Below are 23921 nucleotides of genomic sequence, written 5' to 3'. Positions count from 1 at the left end.
AACTTCTTGCTTTCGCTATTAAACTTTCGCTATTAAAGTTACTGTTACGATACTATTATTTTTACTGTTATTTATATGTTACTTCTTCAATGCAGTCTTAACTGAATCTGGAAGTTCAGGAACATTACCATTCCAAGCTTTCACCAATGTTTCAACATTGTGAACAATGGAACCGATGTAAGTTTCGCCTGCAGATCCGACTGGTCCAAGCGAATCTCCATAAAGTGCGTCGTCGCCAATAACAGCCTTTACTCCTGCTGCTGCAGCAACAGCCTTGATAGACTTGGAATTGTTAGAATTCTCAGCAAAAATCGCAACAGCTCCGGACTTCTTGACATCTTCTGCAGCTTTCTGAATATGATCTGCAGTAGCATCCTGCTGGCTGTTGAAATCAGAAAGTGCTGCACCAATGAACTTCACATTGTAGTCACGAGAGAAGTAACCGAATGCATCGTGAGAAGTGAAGAGAACACGATGCTTTTGTGGCACACTATTCAAAGCTTTAGTTGCCCAAGCATCCAAATCAGTCAAAGACTTAACGAACTTTTCAACATGCTCATCGAAAATAGATTTGCTCTTAGGAAGAGCTTTTCCGAGGAAATAACCGATATTCTTAACCTGAATCATCGTGTTCTTCGTGCTGGTCCAAATATGTGGATCGTACTGGAATTCAGGCTCCTTCTCGCCTTCTTCTGGAGGGAATGGCCACTTTTCAGCATGCACCTTAGCGATACCGCGATCAACCTTGTATGGAAGATCCTTTTCCTTAGCAGTCTCAGCCTTTGGATCCTTGATTTCGTCAGCAGTGAGAATACCGGAAGTTACACCCATAGTGCCCTTAAAACCGGTAGCTTTCACAGCTTGATCCAAGAAGTGCTCGAGATCTACACCAGAAACAAGCATCAAATCAGCCTTAGAAAGAGCTTTAGATTGAGCTGGAGTCATTTCATGCTCATGAGCAGAAGCGTTTGGCGCAAGCAAGCAGGTCAAATTAATTGTTGACTTTGCTTTGTCTTGAGGAGCTCCGATTACAGACTTCTTGCCCTGAGAATCAGTCTTATTGAGGCTCAATCCAGATTTTGCGTCAGCAGTTGAAGCGATTTGAGTTACGTAATCGCAAATTTGAGTTGTAGTTGCCACTACATTTACTTGATTGCCCTTCGCCTTATTTTCGGCATTTTTTGCGGAGCCGCAAGCACCCATAGAAGTTGCTAATAATGCAACCGCAGCTGCAGTTGCGAAAATTCGTGAAGTTTTCACACTCGTTCCTTTCGGGAATCTTTAACTGTTATTGCATGGGTTGATTGTGAGAGGTACTCATGAAAGCTATTCATGAAAAAAATAATCATTCGCAATAACGCTTATAGCATAAGAAAAATATACGTGACGGTCAATAAAAAATGTGAAAAAATATAATTATTTTTGCAAAAATGCGTTTCGTGAATTTTTCATCTGCTATAATGCAAAATTTCAAAAAAGACCATGCTGCTTTCTGCTTTATCTTGCATTAAAAAACGTTAATATACCAACGAAAAAATAAATGTGATTATAACATTTGGACAAATTTATTAATCAGGCATTTTTGTTTATTTTTTACGCAAAACTAGTAGCGACACGCCATAATATTCACGACACGCAGAATAACAAAAAAATTACAAATATTTTCAAAATGTTTACAAATTGTAACAATACATAAGTTTAGACAGTAATACACATGTTTAGCCAACTCTGCATGTGCTTAATGACGATTACACTTAATACTATGTTTGGCAATACAGATGGTATGAATTACATTGCAAAACCTGACAGTTCGCACACTGACGCTAAAAACTCTGCAAATAATGAAATATCAGTAGATATTCATCTTGCTTCCACACCATTGCGCACGCCTCATGCAAGCGATAATAAATATTCAAGAGGCGTTCTAGGCGTAATTACCGGTTCAAACGACTATCCCGGAGCAGCAGTGTTAAGCACAAGCGCTGCAATACATGCAAATATTGGAATGGTCCGTTATTCAGGTCCTCTTCGTGCACAAAATTTAGTATTGCAAGCATCCCCTGAAGTAGTAGCATACGAACAATTAAACGGAAAAATCGACGCAATAACAGTTGGATGCGGCATACCAGACGAAAGCCATTGCAACGACGAAACGGCTTTATCTCAAAGAAAATACATTGCTAGCATACTTGCAAAATACTCCAACGAAAACGAAAACGACAACAAAAACGACAACAAAAACGACAACGCTGAAACGCAATTAAATAACAATCTTCCGCCAATATGCGTAGATGCTGGAGCATTAGACTTACTACCAAAACAAGTTTGCGAAAAAGTAGTTCTCACACCTCACGCAGGAGAATTAAGCTCGCTTTTTACTAGATACGATTTAGAAGTAAGCGCACAACAAATAGCCAGCAACCCAACACACTACGCTCAAAAAGCAGCCGATCTTACTGGAGCAACTGTGTTAGTTAAAGGCGCAACAACAGCAGTTGCATCACCATCAAAATTGCACTCTCCTATTTATATTGCACAATACGCTCCATCCTGGCTAGCAACTGCAGGCTCAGGAGATGTGCTAGCAGGAATTTTAGGAGCATTGCTGGCTCAGCACGAAAAAGATAACGAAAACAACGCGAACAACAACGAGAAAAACAATGCGAACAACAAAAATTACGCACTTATTGCAGCGAGCGCAGCTGTGATTCATGGAGTTTGCGCAGTATTTGCGTCACGCAGTAGCGGAGGAAACAATTACACTCAACTAGTGCAAGACATAGTGAAATCAAAGCGTGCTTTAACTTTGGAACATCCAATTGTGGCAAGCGACATTATAAATGCATTACCGCATGTTCTTGGGATTCTTATTAATATAAAGTAGCGCGCGGAATAATATCAGCAGTGTACAAAATTAACGCATGAAACAAAATACGCGAATGTAAAATAACGTATGAAACAAAATAGAAGGAGTAGAAATAAATGACTAACGCACAAAATATTGAGATCCATGACGTCATGTTTGATTATTGCAGAGTTCTACTCGAATGGAATTGCCGAAACTGTTTGCAAAACCAGTTCCCGAATTTAGTTGATACTATTTGCCCTAATGGAAGCTTTGGAAAGAACGATTTAGCCGGGTTCTATGAATTTGAGGACCGCATGGATGGCGGCGAGCTTTTGAAAGATCTTATGCCTGAATACGAACGTCGCTTTGGAAGCGAACTTGCTGAAGCTTTCCGTTGGTATTGCGCTCATTATGACCAAGTTTTGACACGAATGATGCCTGGAATGGTTGATTTATTGCATGATTTACGTAAAGCTGGATACGGCGTATGGGGCTTAACAAATTGGTCTAAAGAAACTTTCCCACTTGCGTTACGCAAATTCCCAGAACTTTCTACTCTTTTGCAAGGAACCATTATTTCCGGTGTTGAGCATTTGCATAAGCCAGAACCGGAAATTTTTGAACTTGCTATAAGTAGATTTGGATTAAATCCGCAAACAACTGTTTTCTTCGACGATAAGCCAGCAAATATTGATGGAGCTCATAGAGTTGGCATGCATGGATTTGTTTTTACAACTGCAGAGCAAGCGCGTAAGGATTTAGCTTCAATAGGAGTAAATCTTTAATAATTGCTTAAATATTTAGCTTATACTACTAAGATTATATATAAAACTATGGTTATGTGGAACTATGGTTATGACAACTAAGAATTAGGTTATGCCTATACCTTTTGCTAGATTCGTTAGCGGCTCATTTATGTGATTTTTGATGATTATCGTAACTTTTAGCTCACGAAAGAAGCTCGTATGACTTTGCTACAACTGAAGTATATTGTAAAAATCGTTGACTGCGGTTCAATGAATGAAGCAGCACGAGCACTATATATTTCACAACCAGCATTGAGCTCTTCTGTAAAAGAGCTTGAAAGAGAACTTAACATTGAAATTTTCACTAGATCCACTCAAGGAATTGCATTAACAGCTGATGGAGCTGAGTTTTTGACGTACGCTCGACAAGTAATTGAGCAGGCGGATCTTCTTGAAGAACGATACAAAAGTACGAAGCCTCGCCCACAATTATGCAGCGTTGCAACACAACACTACATGTTTGCTGTTGAAGCATTCGTCGATATGATTCGCAGTATTCATTCTAACGAATACGAGTTTTCAATTCGCGAGACGCGCACAAAAAATATCATTAAGCAAGTAAGCGATATGCGCGCAGACCTTGGAATTCTTTATCTTTCTGACTACAACAAGGATGTAATCGGCAAGCTGCTTCGTGAAAAACATTTGGAATTCCACCCGCTTTTCCGAGCAAAATTGCATGTTTTTCTTTCTAGAAATAATCCGCTTGCAGTGCGAAAAAGCTTGAGCTTGGAAGATTTGAAACCGTATCCGTTTATTCAATACGAACAGGGAGAAGAAGGAAGTTTCTTCTTCGCAGAAGAAGCGGTTTGGCCTACTCGCCCACCGAAAAAGATCAACGTTTCTGACCGCGCTACCATTTTAAACTTTATTATTGGGTTGAATGGTTACACTGTTTGCACTGGAATAGATAACGGCGATTTAAACAATGAAAAAATTGTCACTATTCCGCTTGAATGTGATGACACTATGCTTGTTGGCTGGATTACCAACGAGCGCACGAAGCTTTCAAGAGCTTCACTCGCTTATCTTACGCAACTTAAATCTGTGCTTGTAAGACATGGCTACGCGCTTATAGATTCACGAAATTAGTTTATTAACTTACTCGCTTATTAACTTATTGCATGTTGAACTATTAAATGATTAGTTCGCAAAACAACAATCAAATAAGTTGAACTTGCAAAATAACACAAACTAAAAAATAACTCATAATACAAGTTGTCCACATTTCTTTAATCGAATTGACGCTCACTTTTTCCATTCATAAAATCGCTATTAATTTGTTGCAAAGAAAAAGGAGATGCGTGATGGGCATTATTAATGTAGCGGCAAAAATATTGGAAATTATGGGACCAATGACAACTATGAAGCTGCAGAAGCTTGTGTATTATTCTCAAGCGCACAGCTTAGCTACAACTGGATTGTCACTATTTCCGGAAGATTTTGAAGCTTGGACGAACGGTCCGGTTTCATTGGAACTATTTAACAGGCATCGAGGAAGATTCACAATTCGCAAAGAAGAACTACTGATTTCTCTTCCAGAAAGATGCGCAACTTTAGAATATGAGCAGGTCAAGATTATAGAGGAAGTGTGCGCAAAACTTGGAAATCTTACAGGAAATCAGCTCAGCGAAAGAACGCATAAAGAAGATCCGTGGATTCGCGCGAGAATCGGCATATCTGCAAATCAAGGCAGCGAGGAAATAATTTCCAAGAAGTCAATGCGAGATTATTATTTGAAACATCCGATTGCGTAGTAGCAAAATCCTTCTTGAAATAGCACTCGCTAAAAAGTACGTAATCGCAATAGACATAACAGGTAGAAAGTGCAACATACAAAAAGCAGAGAATACACAATGCACAAATTGTAACACACAAATAATTAAGGCGAGCACGTTGTTATTAGCAAGTGCCCACCTTAATCATTAAAAAACATTCTTATTTTATAAGTACATCTAAATCGCAGTGCCGTGCTCGTCAAGGCGCGGATTCTGCCTAGAATTACTAAAGCTAAAGAACAAGCCAAACACGCCTAATGCAAACAAAACGGAAACTACCACAACAAGCACAATAGGCTGGCTAGGAAGCCACATAATCACCAAGAAAGCAAACGCGGAAAGCAAAATCACAGCCCAGGAAAACACTCCGACAACTTTACGAACAACATTCCAAGTATCATCGCCCAACTGAGATCGCTTAACATTGCGAGCCAGTCTCTCCTCCTCAGCTGTCACGTTAGAAGTTGGCTTCCAAGGACCAGTTCCCCTCTCTTGAAGTCTTCTAGAGCGTTCTTGTAAATTGTATTCGTCAATCATGCCTCCGCGAGCGCGACCTTTTGTTTCATCATATTGAGAAGGAATCCCCTTGCGGCTCTGCCTTTCCTTCGCGCGACGCTCTTTGCGGTTTGCCATGATTGTTCCTTTCTACATTGAATTTTCGTATATCAAGCATTTATGACACAATACGCACTATTTTAGCACGGTAAGGCCTTCTTCACACGCGTCGACAATTCTTTCTATTAATAAATCGTTGAGCAGCCTACCTTTGCGTGTTGCGATAATGCGATTTTCGTGCAACACTGCCAAATCTTCCTTACACACTTCGCGTAACACTTTTTGCAAATGCGAATCATCGAACACCTTATTAGTTTCGCGCATCTTTTCGCACAATTGCAAAATATTAAGACCTTCTTTAATGCGAAGCTCAAGCATTACTTCTTCAATAAGCGCATCTTCAGCATTTATACACTCGTAGTTTTGCCACGGCACATTTCCAAGATTTATAGCATGCGCCCATCGTTTTGGGTGCAAAATATCCCATGAGCGAAGGTTATAAAACTCGTTTGGATTAGCTAAAGAAGCACTATCATCCATGCTTTGTTTACTAATACGATTGGCAGCATTGTAGTGCGAATGTGCTCCAGGACCAATTCCAGCCCAATCAATATTTCGCCAGTAGCCAAGATTATGTTGAGATTCAAAACCCGGACGCGCCCAATTAGAAATCTCGTACCATTGTAATCCAGCAGAGTTAAAAAGTTCGTCTGCCAACTCGTATTTTTGAGCTTCATCATCGTCGTTTGGCGCTTGAATAGTGCCAGCAGCGATTTGACGACCCATTTTTGTGCGCGGCTCTACCGTTAGCGCATATGCAGAAATATGGTTAACACCTAGGCTTAAAGCCATTTCTACTGACTCTCGCCAATCGTCTAGACTCTCTCCCGGAGCGCCATAAATCAAGTCAACACTTGAACGCAAACCACATGCGTTTGCTGCTTTTACACCGCGAGTTACGTTTTCTGGAGTATGCGTGCGGTCAAGAGTTTTAAGAACATGCGGCACTGCTGATTGCATTCCGAAAGATATTCGCGTAAATCCGCCTTCTGCAAGCGTTTCAATATACTTTTCGTCTGCAGTATCCGGATTTGCTTCAGTAGTTATTTCCGCGTCTTTATTAAACCCCCACAAGTTGCGTATTTCTTGCAAAATTCGCACTAAATCTTGCGCTTTAAGAACTGTTGGAGTGCCTCCACCGAAGAAAACAGATTGCGCTTTAGGTTCGAAAATTCCGTGATATTCCTGCCATTTTTTTACAAGACGCATCTCTTGAATCGCAACATCCGCATAACCTTCGCGACTTGCACCTTCACCCAAATCGCGAGCAGTATACGTGTTAAAATCGCAATAACCGCAGCGGCGCAAGCAAAACGGCACGTGCACGTACACTTCAAAAGGCATACTTTCAGTTTGCATAGCTGATTTATTTAATTCAGCATCCAACTCTAAACTCATCCTTCAGACTTTTGCGCTGCGCGAATCTTATCTTTAGTATCGCGATCGTTTGCGCTCTCGTCTGTAGCCAAAGCCGCAACGAATGCTTCCTGCGGAACTTCAACATGTCCGAGCATCTTCATGCGCTTCTTACCAGCCTTCTGCTTTTCAAGAAGCTTACGTTTACGCGTAATATCGCCGCCGTAGCATTTAGCGAGCACGTCTTTTCGAAGAGCGCTAATAGTTTCACGAGCAATAATTCTAGAGCCAATTGCAGCCTGAATTGGAATTTCAAACTGCTGACGAGGAATAAGTCCACGAAGCTTCTTAGTCATCATAACGCCGTAAGAATAAGCCTTATCTCGGTGCACAATCGCACTAAAAGCGTCAACCTTATCTCCCTGAATAAGAATATCAACTTTCACTAAATCGGCAGCTTGCTCGCCATCTTCGTGGTAGTCAAGAGAAGCATAGCCTTTTGTGCGGCTTTTAAGCTGATCAAAGAAGTCAAAAACGATTTCTGCAAGAGGAATCCTGTAATGCATTTCCACGCGGTCTGCACTAATGTATTCCATTGTGCCCATTTCTCCGCGATGATCCTGGCACAAATCCATTACAGCACCAATAAATTCTTTCGGCGTAATAATATCTGCAGCAACCATTGGCTCAATAATGCGCTTAATCTTGCCTTCTGGAAACTCGCTAGGATTTGTTACGTGATGTTCTTTACCATCTTCGCTAGTGACGTCATAAGTTACGTTAGGAGCAGTGGAAATAAGATCCAAGCCAAACTCGCGGCTTAAGCGCTCTGAAACAATCTCCATGTGTAGAAGACCTAAGAATCCACAACGGAAACCAAAGCCCAACGCAACAGACGTTTCTGGCTCGTAAATAAGAGCTGCATCATTAAGTTTTAGCTTGTCGAGAGCATCTCGAAGATCTGGGAATTGAGCGTTATCAATTGGGAAAAGACCTGCGTAAACCATAGGTTTAGGGTCGCGGTAGCCATCCAAAGGCTCAGATGCAGGATTTACGGCGCTAGTAATAGTGTCGCCGACTTTAGATTGACTCACGTCTTTTGCGCCTGTAATTACGTAACCTACTTCCCCAGCTCCAAGCGCCTTTGTTGGAGTCATATCTGGGCTAATAACGCCGATTTCAATAGGATCGTGCGTCATGCCGATTCCCATCATATGCAATTTTTCGCGCGACTTAAGTTCGCCATCAACCATACGAATATAGGTGACAATTCCGCGATACGAATCATATACTGAATCAAAAATGAGCGCGCGAGCAGGAGAATCAGGATTTCCGCTTGGGGCTGGAACTTCCAGCACAATTTGATCAAGTAAGTCTTTAACACCTTCGCCGGTTTTACCAGAAACGCGCAACACGTCCTCCGGCTTGCAACCAATTAATCCAGCTATTTCTTCAGCATGCTTGTCTGGCTCTGCGCTTGGCAAGTCGATTTTGTTAAGCACAGGAATAATCGTCAAATTGTGGTCGATTGCCATATAAAGATTAGAAAGCGTTTGCGCTTCAATGCCCTGAGTTGCGTCAACAAGCAGCACCGCACCTTCGCATGCTGCCAGCGCGCGTGAAACCTCGTAAGTAAAATCGACGTGACCAGGAGTATCAATCATGCCAAGCGAATACTCTTTGCCTTCAAAAGTCCACGGCACTCGAACAGCCTGAGATTTAATAGTAATACCGCGCTCTTGCTCAATATCCATGCGATCCAAGAAACGGTCTCGCATTTCACGCTCTGGCACGATTCCTGAAAGTTGTAAAATGCGGTCAGCTACAGTAGACTTGCCGTGATCGATATGCGCAATAATGCAGAAATTGCGTATCAACGATTGATCCGTAAATCCTGGCTGGTTATGCGGTGTAATCAAGGCAAATATCTCCTTTTAAGAATGCGAATACATGAAAACATGCAAACATAAATCAAGCACTATAACTAATCAATATTAGCAAATCTACTACCTTAGCGTAAAGTGCAAAATACGAAAGTTATTTATTAAATAGCATATTCAATAAGTTTTTAATTAAACCAACAATAACAAATTAATTATATAAACTACTATATTTATCTAATAAGCATGATACACTTATCATTTGTATGTCCTTATATAGCAAACGTCGTTTGGAGTAACAGTGGCAAACATTAAGTCGCAGAAAAAGCGTGTTCTCACTAACGAGAAAGCACATAAGCGTAACGTAGCAGTAAAGTCTGCTTTGAAGACTGCTATTCGTGCTACTCGTGAAGCCATCACCGCTGGTGATAAGGCTGCAGCGCAGGCCGCTTTCGCAGTAGCCGCTAAGAAGCTTGACAAGGCTGCAGGTCGTGGCGTGATTCATAAGAATCAGGCTGCAAACCGCAAGTCTGGTCTTGCTGTAGCGATTAACGCTCTGTGAAGTTTGTGCAGGTAACTGCATAACACAGCATGTAAGGAAAATCCCCAGTACCAATCGGTGCTGGGGATTATTTATATCACTCTATCGGCAACGTAATTTAGACGATATACGCCAATACGAGTACCACTACGAGTATAACTGCCACGGCAGCAGCAAACACCACGTAATCCATCGGCTTCACATGGTGATGCTGCAACAATGCATGGCATACAAACGCTGCGATCAGCAAGATTACCCCTGAAATAGCATTGGCATACCAAGGTAAATGATTGATGCACGAGAAAACAACACTCGTCAGCCAAATGGTAGCAAACGAAGCAAGCCATGACCGATGCCCTGTTGTGGCATGCTTCTTCGAAATAGTTGCATCATCCATATTAACACCCCAATGCTGCTGTCAAAGTGCCACCTGCAGCGCTACAAGCTATATCAGCCGAAACACCAGCAATTGGTGACGCCAATCCAGAAATACCAAGTGATAATGGAGTACAAACTGTTGCATCCCATAAAACATTCCATCCCACACCAATCCATTTAGGAATACAATGATGTTTCTTTCCACCACGTTCTAAAGCTGTCTCTAAGGAAACAGTAGGAGCAATCCTATGAAGAACTTTGCTATAACCAAAATCAACATGCTGCCCGTCATGAACTGTTAAATTGATAGTTGCTATAGTATGATTTGTTGCATCTCTCCAAGTAGCTATATTATTCTTTACTACGATAGTATCACCAGCTAGCGTATGCACATTCAATCCTTGTCCAGATACTGGAACAATTGAACGTCGACCATCTGGAGAACGCAATCCTCTCATTTCAGACTTAAAATTCCCATATTGTGATGTTGATTGAACTGCAAAAGATGGAGTTGCAAACACCATACTTCCAAGTAATGATGCTGCAGCTATTAACAATGAACTAACTTTCTTCATCATAAGATGACCTCTCTAATATTGGCCTTATCAATTAGTGAGTAAGCGTATTCCAGTAAACAGCATGTTGGCCAAACATGTGGTGAGCGATTCACGTTGTTATGCTCACAAGGCGATAATATAATACTTGATTGATAGAAACGCCGTCATAATCAGGTAAGCGGCAAAAGTGTGTCTGTAAACGTGTTTATTCAGGCGTGTCGTTAGTGTAGTGTTCCTTTTCTAATTGATATATCTGGGTAGTAATCTGCCCTACATAAGTCAAAGCTTGTATCGAAACCCGAAGACCCAATTGATTGCTGGTCATCAATAATTTTCTTTGTTACACCATTGCAAAGCAATAACTTTACCCTTGCTTGCCGCGGTTAATAAACACCACCCGTATGGAAGGTATGTTCCATCGATTTGAACATAGTCATAAATTTCGCCTGTCTCGGGTAATTCTGGTTTAACATTCCAATACCATTCAATCCGATATCGCCATGTTCTATCAGAACCACTAGGACAGGCTTCACATTGAGTCTGGTTTCCCATAATCCAATGAATGAATTTATCAAATTGTGCTACATGTGTAATATCTTCACGTTTCCTTGTAAAAGACATTCCACATGCAGTACATCTCCAACGGATAGCACCTTTACGTGTTCTACCATTTCTCTTCATTGAATGAGAGCATATTGGGCAGCGTTTACTACTTAATCTAGGCATGTATTAAGCACATCGCACGCCTTATACCTCTATTTGTTTTCAATGTCAAGTAATACTAAATGTTAAGCTTTTTAGCTTAATGACAGCGAGCTTCCCTTGGTATTTCAACGAAAACTCGGGTTTTTAGACACACTTTTTTGCCGCTTACCCAATATTAACGATGACGACGATTATTAATACGACGAATACGAGGACGTCTAACCTTAATAGGTTCCGTGCGGTTCATTGCTCCAAATAAAGTTAAATCTAGTTTCACAGACAACAAACGCATTGCAACAACAAGAGCAACAATAAGGACATCAAGCAATATTTCAACAGTTAAACCAAAATAACCTGCATGCCTTGCTTTTACAACAAAAACGGTTAGTACACATCCCACTGAAGCAGGGAAAGCGTACCAATGCTTATCCCGCACAATAACAGGAACTTGGTTCAAAATCATGTCGCGAATCAAACCGCCTCCTAAAGCAGTTGCCATTCCTAAAAATACTGAAGCCATACCAGACATGTGGAAATCCAAGCCTTTTGCTGTGCCATTCACCGCAAACAAACCCAATGCCAAAGCATCAAGCGTAAGCATAAGCCAACGCCATTTATCAATCTCAGGGTGAGCAACAGCCACAATAACACCAGAAAGCAAACCTGTAATAACAAAACCACGATCAGCAATACCAACAGGCGGCAATGCTCCAAGCAACACATCACGAACAATACCGCCACCCAATGCAGTTATCCAAGACGTAGTAATAATCGCAAAAACATCATAATTCTTACGAATAGCCCACATGCCGCCAACCATGCCACAACATCCCATAGCAACATACTCAACTATAAGAAAAAAGATGTTATCCCCTAACGCACCTTCCAAAGCATTTCCCTTCAAATAAATTCACCAAAACACTGCGCGCATAACAAACAAACGCGTTGTACTCTATACGATATCTAAATATAGAGTACAACGCGCCATAAGCAACATTAGATTAGATAATATTAACTAACTTATATAAATCAGTCGCAAACTTTCCACATCCAGTTATGCTTATCTTCGACATCACCGAGTTGAATGCCAAGTAACTCATCGCGCAAAGCCTGAGTCAACTCACCAACACCACCATCGGCAACCTTAAGATCGAATTCATCGGACTTAAAGCGACCAATTGGCGTAATGATTGCAGCAGTACCGCAAGCAAAGACTTCAGTAACCTCGCCAGAACGAATGTCGTCAAGCAACCCTTGAAGAGGAATCATGGTTTCAACAACCTTATGTCCTGCTTCCTCAGCAAGCTGAATCAAAGAACGACGCGTAACGCCAGGAAGAATACTGCCAGTAAGAGATGGAGTTTCCAAATGGCCATCCTTGTGGAGTGCGAACATATTCATGCCACCAAGCTCTTCCAAATAAGTCTTAGTTGCAGCATCGACGAAGCACACCTGCTCGCAACCGTGCTCAATACCCTTGTATTCACCAAGCAAGGAAGCAGCGTAATTTCCACCGCACTTAGCAAAACCAGTACCACCAGGACCAGTACGGAACCACTGATCTTCAACCCAAATGCTAACAGGCTTCAAACCACCCTTGAAGTATGGGCCGGATGGAGAAGCGATAACACAGTATTCAACTTCGTGAGCTTCGCGCACACCGAGGAACGGCTCGGAAGCAAACATGAATGGACGCATGTAAAGCGTATACTCTCGACGGCTCGGAACCCATTGCTTATCTCGCTTTACCAAGGCTGCAACCGATCCAATAAAATCATCAATAGAGAGTTCCGGCAAATACAAACGCTTAGCAGAATTTTGGAAACGAGCAGCATTAATATCTGGGCGGAAAAGCCAAATAGAGCCGTCGGCGCGCTTATAAGCCTTCAAACCTTCAAAGCACTCCTGAGCATAGTGCAACACAGATGCACCTGGATCCATTTTCAATGGACCATAAGGCTCTACACGACGATCAGACCATCCTTCGCCTTTAGTCCAAGACATATGAACCATATTGTCGGAGAAAATCTGACCGAAAGCAGGCTTATCAATAAGTTCGTTGCGCTTTGCGTCCGAAACTGGATTATCATTCGGCAGAACTTCAAAGTTGCCAGCCAATTTGTTCAACAGAGTTGTATCGCTATGATCATAAGACTCATAAGCGTCAGAAAACTCTGGAGCTACTTCTAAATCAGCCATTATGTCTCTTTTCTATGTGGATTATTTCTACTTGCCTTTTACCGCAATTAACGTATAGAATAATACGATTCTTGTTTTTCGCAAAACTTACACGCCAAAATTTTTCAAAAAATATTTCAAGAAATACGCTTTAAACTAAAATTTATTTAGCAAATTCATTGATTTATACAAAAAGCCGCATAAGAACTGACTTATGCGGCTTAAAATTTTAAACTATTTTATAAGTTATAAGTGAATACGTTAACTTACTTTTCTTCTGCAGCAGGAGCAGCAGCTGGAGCGGCGGCAGCAGCATCTGCAGCAGGAGCAGCAGCTTCGGCTGTAGCAGCATCTTCAGGAACAGTGACGCTCACAACGGATTCTTCGCCATCCATATCGAGCTCAACACCCTCAGGAAGCTTGACATCCTTAGCAAACACCTTGATGCCGTCGGTCAAACCATCAACGTTAACAACCAAACGCTCTGGCAAGTTAGCAACGTCTGCGCGAACCTTGAGCTCCTGGACATCCACGAATGCAACTGCAGCACCCTTTGGAGTGCCTTCAACGAAGACTGGAACTTCAACGTCAATCTTTTCGCCAGCCTTAACTTCGTAGAAGTCAATGTGTTCTACAATGCGCTTAACAGGGTTACGCTGAACATCCTTAACAACTGCAATGCGAGATTCCTTGCCAAACTTAATAGTGAACAAAGCATTAGCGTGACGCAAAGCCAAAGTGGTTTCGCGCATTGGAAGAGTAACATGCACTGGTTCAGCACCGCCAGCATAAAGGCTTGCTGGAATCAGCTTAGCTACGCGCAAACGACGAGCAACACCCTTACCAAACTCAGTGCGCAATTCGCCTTCAAGAGTAATTTTTGTAGCCATATCGGTCTCCTTATGGTCTGGATAGTTTAGTTTGTTAATCCAGCTTCAGGCGCACCGACGCGCCGAAAACCATAAGAGGCTATCAGCCCAGTCGATAACGGAACTCTGCCACAAAGCTAGCGGCATATTCCCTCGCCAAAGCAACTTTGCCATTCTAACGACAGGCTACGACTTATGGCAAATACAAAATTATTACTAATCAAATCGAATATAACTGCTACTTGAGCATACGAACGATTATTATAGTTAATAGTATGCAAGTGCATAGCATGATACTATGATGTGCGCTTAATCCGCAAGCCGTTTGGCATAATGAAGGAGCAAATGTGTCCGTTTTTAATGCACTCCAACAGCAAGCGTTTAATCTTGCCCGTAAAGCATTGCGTATTGGCAGTAACTTCGCGCACCCAGTCAGCGATGACCGTGCAGGCGAACCAGACTACCTTAATACGGATCAAGAAAACACAAATACTTTACTTTCACAAAAGCAACGCCTTCCACACGTAGAAGAGTGGGGCGCGCAAATGCCAACAACGACGTTTATCGATCCGGAAACAGGCTTGCTGACCACAAAAACCGAAAGCGCAGCACCTCTTGACGAAGGCACAAGCATTTATGACTTATATGCAGATCGCGCAGCACGTATGGGTGACGATCCGCTTTACACTTATAAAGAAAACGATAAGTGGGTCACAAAAACAGCTAATCAGTTCCTTCAAGAAGTACGCGATGCTGCAAAAGGTTTGATGCACTACGGATTGCGCAAAGGCGACGCCGTTGCCCTTATGTGCAAAACATCATACGAGTGGGACGTCACCGACGCAGCAGTTATGGCTTGTGGTGGTGTTCTTGCAACTATTTATGACACGGATTCAGCTGAGCAAATTCGCAATATTGTGAATAATTCCGACTCGCGTTTCCTTATTGTTGAAACAACTGACATGCGAGATAAAGCTGATGGAGCTATTGAAGAATGCCCAAGCTTGGAACGCATTATTTGCATTGAAACAGGCGGTTTAGCAGAACTTCAAGCTTTCGGATACGCTGTTAGCGATGAGGAACTAGATGCTCGCATTGATTCTGTAAAGAAAACAGACTTGTGCTCTATTGTTTACACTTCTGGTTCCACAGCTGCACCTAAAGGCGTGGAAATGACTCACGAACACTATTGCACTACAGCGTTGAATTTGCCTGTTTACTTGCCAAATTTGCTTAGCGAAAAAGACGGTTCTGTGCTTTTGTTCCTTCCTCAAGCACACTCTTTTGCAAGAGCAATTAACTATATTGTTGTTGCAAGTACGTTGCGCATTTATATTGCTCAAGGTATTCCTACTTTGATTTCTGATTTGCAAGTTGCAAAACCTACGGTTATGATCGTTGTCCCTCGAGTTCTTGAGAAGGTTTATAACGCAGCTTCGCAGAAGGCTGGTCACGGTGCTAAAGGCTTGGCTTTCCAGGGTGCTGTTGTGACGGCTCAACAGTATATGAAGGAAGTTCAGGAATTTGGTGATGCTAAAGCTCTTACTAAAGCTCGCCGCACTGCTTACGATCCGCTTGTTTATCGTCCACTTCGTCAAGCTCTTGGCGGTCGCGCACGCTGGATTGTTGCAGGTGGAGCTCCTCTAGATCCTGAATTGCTTTCATTCTTCCGCGGAGCAGGAGTTCCTGTCTACGAAGGTTATGGTCTTACAGAAACTACTGCACCATGCGCGTTTACTCCTATTGGAGTTCCATTCCGAGAAGGTTCTGTTGGCATCGCATTCCCAGCTTTTACTTTGCGAATCGCATCCGACGGCGAAGTTCAAATTAAAGGCACTTGCGTATTCCATAAGTATCACAAAAACGATGAAGCAACAGAAACTTCATTTACTAAAGACGGATGGTATGCAACAGGCGATTTGGGACGAATTGACGACGATGGCATGCTTTATATTACCGGACGTAAGAAGGATTTGATTATTACTGCTGGCGGTAAGAATGTTGCTCCTGGACCTATTGAAGAGATGATTAAGAGATGCGAACTTGTGTCTCAAGCTCTCGTTCTTGGAGATAAGCGTCCGTTTATTTCTGCACTTGTTACTTTAGACGAAGAAACTTTACGAAATTGGCTTAAACTCAAGGGTCTTGACGCCACTATGAGCATGGAAGAGGCTGCTAATAATGCTGTTGTTCGTGCTGAAGTGCAAAAATTTATAGATCTTGCCAATGAAGGCGTGTCACGCGCAGAATCTGTGCGAAAGTTCATTATTTTGCCAGAAGAGTTTACGCAAGAAAACGGCTTAATGACTGCGTCTATGAAGATTATTCGTCCACGAGTTATTAAGCGTTACACTACTTTACTTAATACACAAATGTATACGACGCGCAAAAAGTAGTTTGTTTAAATTAACTTAACTAAGTGCATATCGCAAAACCGCGGCTTAACTTGTTTTATTCAACTTGCTCGCCGCGGTTTTGCATTAATTTACGACAATTTTGTGCAAACACATTAGGCTTAAGGCACAATAAAATTAAGTAATTGTCCAATAATATCGAAATAAGCAAAATATGCTCTACTAGAACCCTAAACGCTCAAGCTTCTTAGGGTCGCTCTGCCATCCTTTTGCAACTTTCACGTGCAATTCAAGCACAGCTTTTGTTCCAGTAATACGATTTACCGCCGTGCGCAAACGCTTCTTTACGCGCACTAAATGCTCCGCACGATGACCAATAATAATCGGCTTTTGAGAATCACGCTCAACATAAACAGATACAAGCACATGCGCTTTGTTGTCTTCGTATTGAGTATCTTCGCCATCCCCCGGATACACAATATCGTCAACTACAACAGCTAAAGAATGAGGCAACTCGTCGTCCAACTCTTCCAAAAATGCGCCGCGAATAAGCTCCGAAATCATGCTTTCTGTGCTTTCCTCACTAAGCTGATCCGCCGGATACATTTGCGGACCTTCCGGCAAGTTTTGAATCAAAACATTCTTAACTTCGTCAACATTGTCACGTTCCAACGCACTCACAGGCACAATATCCGTAAAATCAGCAAACTGCTGAATTTGAAGCAAATGCGTAACTAACTCACTGCGACTAAGCGTATCGATTTTCGTAACAATACCGATAAGCGGAACTTTCCAAGTCCAATTGCCCTTCTCATCTTTTTTAGCAAAATCAGAGCGAAGACGGCTTAAAATTCGCCTATCTCCTGGTCCTATTTCCTGGTCTGCTGGGAGCAAAAATGCAATCGCGTCAACATCTGCAAGCGACTCGTCAACAATATCGTTCAAACGCTGACCAAGAAGCGTACGAGGACGGTGAATACCAGGAGTATCAACCAACACCATTTGTGCATTATCGGTAGTAACAATCCCTCGAATAGCCTTACGCGTAGTTTCCGGACGAGAAGACGCAATAGCAATTTGCGTACCAATAAGAGCATTCATAAGCGTAGACTTACCAACGTTTGGTCTACCAACTACAGCTACGAAACCGGAACGATAACCGTGAAAATCAGGAGTAGAAATCGTTGCGCAAGTTGAAGCGTCTAGATTTGCAAACATCTCGTCGTCAAAGTCATCAGTGTCATCGAAGTCATCAGTATCGTCAAAGTTGTTAATATTATTCACGTTATTCTTACCGTCCAGTTCTTTATTTCAGCATATTCGTTTGTTTCATAGTACTAGCTTGCTTCAAAGCATTGGTTTGTTTGCTTTCAGCAGATTTTTCGGAAGAGCTAATGTCATTTTGATTATCCTTAGACTCTTCCAAAACTTGCGCATCTCGTTCTACTAAAATAGTAGATACTTTCTTTCGCCTACCAGCTGAATCTACAGCAGTTAATTTTAGTCCTCTTGTAATAGCACTGGAACCAACAATCGGCACATTACCAATCAACTTCGTAAGCAAACCAAACACAGTATCCACATCGTCTTCGTCAATATGAACTTCAAAAATATCTTCCAAATCTGCGATTGACGTTCGAGCAGGCATCTTCCACACGCCGTCACGTATTTCTTCCGGATCTGCATGCTGAGTGCGATCGTGCTCATCTTCCAACTCGCCAACAATTTGCTCAATAGCATCCTCAATAGTAACCAAACCAGCAATTCCACCATATTCGTCAACCACTACTGCCACATGCTGGCGAATTCGCTGCATTTCGTGGAATAAATCGTCAACCGGCTTCGACTCAGGAACAAGCATAGGGTCTCGGCTAATTGTTTCAACTGCTCTAGAAGATGCTGCAGGATTAAACACAGTAGCGCGTACAGCATCCTTCAAATAAGCAACACCTACTAAATCATCTACAGAATCTCCAATGACGGGAACTCGAGAAAATCCTGAGCGAGAGCATAATTTAAGGAAATTTTCCAGCGTTTCGTCGCTTTTTACGCAAATCATATCGGTTCTAGGTACCATTATTTCGCGAGTCAAAGTATCTGAAAGCGTGAGCACATTGCGCATCATTTCCGAAACTTCCGGATCGAAATCATTCGCTTCAACAAGTCGGTCAATACTAGCCTTTGCTTGATCCAGCTGAATATCTTCCAAAGCTTCATCATCTGACGGATCAACATGCTTTTTCCTAGAAGTGACGTCAACATCGCTAGCAATATGCACTAAAGGATTAATCGCAATAGCAATAGACACAATGCGAGAAAGCCGCATCAACTTTGCTACAGGTTGAGCCGCACCAACCGAACGTGGGCGAACAAGAATAGAAATCACAGCTACAACTACTGAAACAACAACACCAATAATAAGAGTTACCCATAAAGGCGAGCCGAAAAATGCAGCTAAAGAAGCAAACAAAACTCCATCTAAAACGTTACATAGCACACGCACAAAAGCGCATGCTCCAGAAGTTGTATAACGGTCAGCAATCAGTTTTTTTACACGATGGATTCTAGCAATTCGACGCATACGCACTATGGCACTAGTTTCATCATCATGCGTTTGCGCTTCAATCATAAGATTATTTAAGCTTGCACGAGTAACTCTAGGCACTGCACCTTCTGCAGCAGCCATCGCAAGCGAAAGCCATACAAGCAGCATTGCCAGCACAAGCAATGCGGCTAAACCAATCCAGACATGCAACGGCAATTGCGGAACTGATATGCTAGAAAATATTCGTTTAATATATTCCATAATTATGCTCTTAATGCGCTTTAATGCTGTTTTTTATTTTTATTTTTATTTTTGACGCTACTCGCTTCATGCTCAGCATCGTAACGCTCAAGCTCGTTTATTGCACCTTCCGGCAACGTAGCATCATACAATTCTCCAGATCGAGCAGCGAAAAAAGTAAGCATTAGTTGACGTTGCAAACCAAACATTTGCTTTTCTTCTTCCGGAGTAGTGTGATCATAGCCAAGCAAATGCAAAATACCGTGAATAGTTAGCAACAACATTTCTTCCATAGTACTGTGCCCAGCTGCGAGCGCCTGCTGTTGAGCAACCCACGGGCAAATCACCAAGTCTCCAAGCATTCCTTCAGAAACTTTTTCATCGCTTCCAGGAGTAAGCTCGTCCATTGGAAAACTCATAACATCCGTTGGGCCTTCTAGGTTCATCCAACGTTCATGCAAACAGGCAATTGGCTCTGGATCAACAAAAGTAATCGATAAATCCGAATGCGTACTTACTTTCATTTGTTGAAGAACCCACATTCCAAGATCTGAGAAGATTTTAGCGTCAATATTCCACACTGTTTCATTCATGACTTCAATGCTCATGATTTATCTGTTATTCCTCTCAGTAGATTCTTTAGTACGTTCACGTTTTTTACGCTCAAGCATTGCATCGTAATTTTCGTATGCTTCCACAATACGACCAACCAAAGCATGACGCACAACGTCTTCTGCTTGCAAATGCACAAAAGCAATATCTTTAACTTCGCCCAAAATCTTCTCAATAGAAACAAGACCAGAACGCACAACTGCTAAATCAACCTGCGTACTATCTCCTGTAATCACCATGGTTGTATTAAAACCGAGTCGAGTTAGGAACATTTTTAATTGCTGAACAGTCGCATTTTGCGCTTCATCAAGAATAACAAAAGCATCGTTTAATGTGCGACCTCGCATATAAGCAAGAGGAGCAACTTCAACAACATTCTCGTCAAGATAGCGTTTTAATTGTGCAGATCCAAGCATATCAGAAAGTGCATCATAGAGTGGACGCAAATATGGATCAACCTTATCGTTTAAAGTACCAGGCAAGAATCCTAAGTTTTCGCCAGCTTCAACAGCAGGACGAGTAAGAACAATTCTGCGGACTCTTCCATCTTCCAATGCACGAACAGCTTTAGCAACTGCTAAATACGTTTTTCCAGTACCAGCAGGACCAATTCCAAACGTTACAATATTGCAATCCATTGCTTGCACATACGCTGTTTGACCAGCAGTTTTTGCGCGAACAGGATTTCCTCCAGCAAACGTAATCACGCCTTTACTCATTCGAGCTCTTCTGCTCATAGCACGGCGATGAGCTTCTTCACTAGAAGGCAACAGCTCACTTGAATCTCTTGAAAACTCATTTTCAGCGCGCGAAACAGAATTATTAATTGCATACGACGAAGAAATAATACTATTCCCAAGCACTCCACCATCATGACCGATACGGTTTATACGCACATTGTGTTCATCGTTATGCAAAATATCACGCTCAAGCATGCGTCTTACTTCGTACGCATCCATAGGTTGCTCGTAAGCTGCATCAATCATGCGCCTAAACGCATACTCAGCTTTAGCTGCATCTTCATCTGCTCTAGCTGAACGAGCAACAATTTGAACATCTTTGCCTCGCACAGTAATATCTGCTTCTGGAAAAGCATGTTCTACTTCACGCAAACCAGCATCTGCAGCACCTAAAACTGCAACCGAGCTTAATTCGCTAGGAATTTGCACAAAACGCGTAGTACTTTTCGTCACGGTTTACAAGCTACCTTCTACAAGTTTTTCGCCAGTCAATACATGAGCATGAACATGAAACACTGTTTGACCAGCATCAATACCAGTATTAAATACGAGTCGATAATCACCGTTGAATTCATCATCAGCAATTTTTTGCGCAACACCAGCAATATGAGCCAAAGTTTCAGGAGCCTTACTAGCAAGCTCAGCAACATTCTTATAGTGATTGCGCGGCACAATCAGCACATGCACTTTTGCTTGCGGATTAATATCTTTAAAAGCAACTACCGAATCGTCTTCATAAACTCTGCTGCTCGGTATTTCTCCAGCAACAATTTTACAAAAAATGCAATCAGCATCAGTATTGTAAGTGATATCACTCATGGTTTCTCCCCTATTTGCTACTAAATGAAATCAACGCCAAAAGCCAAAAAGCAATCGACATGCTTCTTACTATTTTACACAATTATGAGCACTTTTAGATACAATTTATGCGATTATTCGTAACGTCCTAAAGCGCGCGAAAGAAGAGAAAGAGCTACAGGACCTGCAGTAGATGCGCGAAGAATATTGCTACCTAAAACACAGCTTTTAGCACCAGCATCAATAAACATTGACACTTCGTCATCACTAATACCACCTTCTGGCCCAACTAAAACGTAAACAGTGCGCTCTTTACCATCCTCCAAACAGCGCTCGCTAAGAGTATTTACTGCTTGCTCTATTTGATTCCAGCAATCAGTTGCGTCTTGATGCAATACAATTACGAGATTTCCGTAAACGCACGCACGCCTACATATTGCAACTATTTGCTTGCTTGAAACACATTCTTGAAGTTCAGGCATCCATGCTCGGCGCGATTGCTCTGTAGCAGACTGTAAAACTTGGCTCCAACGCTTATCTGTGCGACCAGGTTTCCACTTTGCAATTGAACGATCCGCACACCAAGGGATTAGTTCATCCACGCCAATTTGCGTAGCCATATCAATTGCTTGCTCATCGTGCCCTGTTTTTGCCAAAGCTTGAACAAGCGCAAGTCTAGTCGTGCGAGGAGCTTCCCTAGTAAATGCTTCTACACGGACTAAGCCGTTTTCGGCATCCGTCACCTTTGCGTGAATGCGCAAGCCTTTGCCGTCAGAAAGTTGCAAAGCATCGCCTTCTGATAACCGCATGGCGGATATAGCGTGACGTTTTACTTGAGATGGAAGCGCAATCGTCCACCCTTCTTCGATTCCTTCTGCAAGCACAGGAGCATTATCGTGATTAGTATCAAGCAAAAATAAAGCGTCAGTCATAGTTCAAGCCTAACGTGAGGATGCGCCAAGTACTAAAAAATGTTTCTGTGCAAGTATTGTGGCAAACTAGAACAGTACGTATTGGAGGTTTGCAATGAGTAATGAGCTTGGTGATAACACTGCGCTTGTTACTTTGCGTATTTCACGTTTTACTCCATTTGATAAATCTGAAGATAATTCAAACAGTAAACAGACGGAGCACAAGCGCAGAGAAAGTCCTTTTGCGCGCAGGAAGCGCAGTAATCCTTTCGCAAAACTAGAGTCTTCAGAAAATAACATAAACAATTCTTCAGAATCTAGTGAATCCAGAATATCTAGTAAATCCAGTGAATCTTCCGGACCTTACGAATCTTCTCCAAAACGAATTCAAGGTAAGCATTGGGTTCAAGATTACAGTTTACGCGTTCATTCTACTGACACTATTCTTGACTGTTTACTAGCTATTAAACGCACAATCGACCCAACTTTAGCTTTCCGCTACTCATGCGGTCACGGCGTTTGCGGTTCTGACGCTGCAAACGTAAATGGCATGCCAACCTTACTATGCAGTGCAACTATTGGCGCAAACGCACGTTCTGAAAGCACAAATAGCGTGCAATCTCGAGGCTTTAGAAAAACTGGCACTACTAGCAGCTCCTCACAGTCGACAAAATCGCCAACTTTACAGCAAAAATCTAAAGAGACTACCACTTTGCAAAATGGCACTTTTGGTGTTATTGAGCTTGCTCCACTTTCAGGATTTGCAGTTCAGCGAGATCTTATTTGCGATATTTCGCCTATGATTTCGCAAATAAAACGCTTAGAACCTTATTTGCAAGCATCTAACGTTTCTACGAGAAATATTGAAGGGAAACTCCAGCTTATTGAGTTTTTGCAACATCCTGAGGAACTTAAAAAGTTTGAGCTTTTGAGCAATTGCATTATGTGCGGTGCTTGCGAAGGAATTTGCCCAATTTATGCAGGCGGAGAAGCCTTTATTGGTCCTGCAGCATTGGTTAACGCGGCTCGTTTTATTTACGATTCCAGAGACAACGCAACAGAGCATCGCCTTGATCTAATAGACGGCAGTGACGGTATTAGCGCATGCCAGTCAGTTAGAGCATGTTCAAGACAATGCCCTCGCGGAATTGATATTGGCGAAGAAATTTGGCAGCTTACAACGCTTGTAAACGAACGCAAAAACTCTTAG

Annotated in this window: 22 protein-coding genes and 1 pseudogene; 7 read left to right on the top strand and 16 right to left on the bottom strand. The window is 42.1% G+C overall.

All coding sequences use genetic code 11. The features are described 5' to 3' along the window. Positions 1-78 precede the first annotated feature (78 nt). Positions 79-1260, bottom strand: a complete 1182-nt coding sequence (locus HXT32_RS02430; protein ID WP_004108796.1) for a metal ABC transporter substrate-binding protein — start codon at positions 1258-1260, stop codon at positions 79-81. Between the two features lie 472 nt (positions 1261-1732). Here HXT32_RS02430 and HXT32_RS02425 point away from each other — a divergent pair, with 472 nt between their 5' ends. From HXT32_RS02425 to HXT32_RS02410, 4 genes are all read left to right on the top strand, one after another. After that, complete coding sequence (locus HXT32_RS02425) at positions 1733-2884, top strand: ADP-dependent NAD(P)H-hydrate dehydratase (RefSeq protein WP_012914221.1); 1152 nt, start codon at positions 1733-1735, stop codon at positions 2882-2884. A 98-nt stretch (positions 2885-2982) separates the two neighbouring features. Then, a complete protein-coding gene (locus HXT32_RS02420; RefSeq protein WP_012914222.1) occupies positions 2983-3633 on the top strand; it encodes an HAD family hydrolase in 651 nt (216 codons plus the stop codon). A gap of 180 nt (positions 3634-3813) precedes the next feature. After that, positions 3814-4746, top strand: coding sequence for a LysR family transcriptional regulator (locus HXT32_RS02415; RefSeq protein WP_012914223.1), 933 nt, complete (start codon positions 3814-3816; stop codon positions 4744-4746). A gap of 215 nt (positions 4747-4961) precedes the next feature. Continuing rightward, complete coding sequence (locus tag HXT32_RS02410; protein WP_012914224.1) at positions 4962-5411, top strand: Panacea domain-containing protein; 450 nt, start codon at positions 4962-4964, stop codon at positions 5409-5411. Between the two features lie 198 nt (positions 5412-5609). Here the strand turns inward: HXT32_RS02410 and HXT32_RS02405 are convergent, their stop codons facing one another. From HXT32_RS02405 to lepA, 3 genes are read right to left on the bottom strand one after another with little or no spacing between them, the layout of a single operon-like run. Continuing rightward, on the bottom strand, positions 5610-6065 hold the full coding sequence (locus HXT32_RS02405) for a tripartite tricarboxylate transporter TctB family protein (RefSeq protein WP_415693015.1): 456 nt from the start codon (positions 6063-6065) through the stop codon (positions 5610-5612). Positions 6066-6122: 57 nt separating this feature from the next. Continuing rightward, positions 6123-7445: a radical SAM family heme chaperone HemW gene (hemW, locus tag HXT32_RS02400; protein WP_288231033.1), complete on the bottom strand. Its 1323-nt coding sequence runs from the start codon at positions 7443-7445 to the stop codon at positions 6123-6125. Beyond that, positions 7442-9322 (bottom strand): translation elongation factor 4, encoded by a 1881-nt coding sequence (lepA, locus tag HXT32_RS02395; protein WP_012914227.1) that lies wholly within the window; start codon positions 9320-9322, stop codon positions 7442-7444. The genes hemW and lepA overlap by 4 nt, the downstream gene beginning before the upstream one ends. 262 nt (positions 9323-9584) lie before the next feature. Here lepA and rpsT point away from each other — a divergent pair, with 262 nt between their 5' ends. Continuing rightward, on the top strand, positions 9585-9845 hold the full coding sequence (gene rpsT, locus HXT32_RS02390; RefSeq protein ID WP_004106518.1) for a 30S ribosomal protein S20: 261 nt from the start codon (positions 9585-9587) through the stop codon (positions 9843-9845). A gap of 97 nt (positions 9846-9942) precedes the next feature. Here the strand turns inward: rpsT and HXT32_RS02385 are convergent, their stop codons facing one another. From HXT32_RS02385 to HXT32_RS02360, 6 genes and pseudogenes are all read right to left on the bottom strand, one after another. Then, a complete protein-coding gene (locus HXT32_RS02385) occupies positions 9943-10221 on the bottom strand; it encodes a hypothetical protein (RefSeq protein ID WP_033888441.1) in 279 nt (92 codons plus the stop codon). A gap of 1 nt (position 10222) precedes the next feature. Continuing rightward, positions 10223-10780, bottom strand: a complete 558-nt coding sequence (locus tag HXT32_RS02380) for a hypothetical protein (RefSeq protein ID WP_012914229.1) — start codon at positions 10778-10780, stop codon at positions 10223-10225. Between the two features lie 309 nt (positions 10781-11089). Continuing rightward, a pseudogene (locus tag HXT32_RS02375) lies at positions 11090-11485 on the bottom strand (transposase-like zinc-binding domain-containing protein); the annotation flags it as partial. 154 nt (positions 11486-11639) lie between these two features. Further along, entirely contained in the window at positions 11640-12353 is a 714-nt protein-coding gene (locus HXT32_RS02370; protein WP_041160500.1) for a trimeric intracellular cation channel family protein, read from the bottom strand. A gap of 140 nt (positions 12354-12493) precedes the next feature. Beyond that, entirely contained in the window at positions 12494-13663 is a 1170-nt protein-coding gene (locus HXT32_RS02365) for a branched-chain amino acid aminotransferase (protein ID WP_004108753.1), read from the bottom strand. Positions 13664-13908: 245 nt separating this feature from the next. Continuing rightward, complete coding sequence (locus HXT32_RS02360; protein ID WP_012914231.1) at positions 13909-14532, bottom strand: 50S ribosomal protein L25/general stress protein Ctc; 624 nt, start codon at positions 14530-14532, stop codon at positions 13909-13911. A 326-nt stretch (positions 14533-14858) separates the two neighbouring features. On the opposite strand from HXT32_RS02360, the gene HXT32_RS02355 reads away from it, so the two are divergent. Further along, positions 14859-16907: an AMP-dependent synthetase/ligase gene (locus HXT32_RS02355; RefSeq protein WP_012914232.1), complete on the top strand. Its 2049-nt coding sequence runs from the start codon at positions 14859-14861 to the stop codon at positions 16905-16907. A 180-nt stretch (positions 16908-17087) separates the two neighbouring features. Here HXT32_RS02355 and era read toward each other — a convergent pair whose 3' ends face one another. The 6 genes from era to HXT32_RS02325 all read right to left on the bottom strand — a co-directional run bounded on the left by era (position 17088) and on the right by HXT32_RS02325 (position 22732). Continuing rightward, the gene (era, locus tag HXT32_RS02350; RefSeq protein ID WP_004108744.1) at positions 17088-18149 is read right to left on the bottom strand and encodes a GTPase Era; all 1062 of its coding nucleotides are present in this window, start codon (positions 18147-18149) and stop codon (positions 17088-17090) included. Positions 18150-18171: 22 nt separating this feature from the next. Continuing rightward, complete coding sequence (locus tag HXT32_RS02345) at positions 18172-19671, bottom strand: hemolysin family protein (RefSeq protein ID WP_004108742.1); 1500 nt, start codon at positions 19669-19671, stop codon at positions 18172-18174. Between the two features lie 20 nt (positions 19672-19691). Further along, the gene (gene ybeY, locus HXT32_RS02340) at positions 19692-20258 is read right to left on the bottom strand and encodes an rRNA maturation RNase YbeY (RefSeq protein WP_004108739.1); all 567 of its coding nucleotides are present in this window, start codon (positions 20256-20258) and stop codon (positions 19692-19694) included. 3 nt (positions 20259-20261) lie between these two features. Beyond that, a complete protein-coding gene (locus tag HXT32_RS02335; RefSeq protein ID WP_004108736.1) occupies positions 20262-21455 on the bottom strand; it encodes a PhoH family protein in 1194 nt (397 codons plus the stop codon). A 3-nt stretch (positions 21456-21458) separates the two neighbouring features. After that, on the bottom strand, positions 21459-21821 hold the full coding sequence (locus tag HXT32_RS02330; RefSeq protein ID WP_004106318.1) for a histidine triad nucleotide-binding protein: 363 nt from the start codon (positions 21819-21821) through the stop codon (positions 21459-21461). 113 nt (positions 21822-21934) lie between these two features. Further along, a complete protein-coding gene (locus HXT32_RS02325; protein ID WP_415693016.1) occupies positions 21935-22732 on the bottom strand; it encodes a 16S rRNA (uracil(1498)-N(3))-methyltransferase in 798 nt (265 codons plus the stop codon). 94 nt (positions 22733-22826) lie between these two features. On the opposite strand from HXT32_RS02325, the gene HXT32_RS02320 reads away from it, so the two are divergent. Further along, complete coding sequence (locus HXT32_RS02320; protein WP_422119028.1) at positions 22827-23921, top strand: succinate dehydrogenase/fumarate reductase iron-sulfur subunit; 1095 nt, start codon at positions 22827-22829, stop codon at positions 23919-23921.

It is taken from the genome of Gardnerella sp. DNF00747 (genome assembly GCF_049262675.1).
GTDB lineage: Bacteria > Actinomycetota > Actinomycetes > Actinomycetales > Bifidobacteriaceae > Bifidobacterium > Bifidobacterium swidsinskii.
Note: the sequence above shows the minus strand (reverse complement) of the source record. Positions and strands in the feature narration are given on the sequence as shown.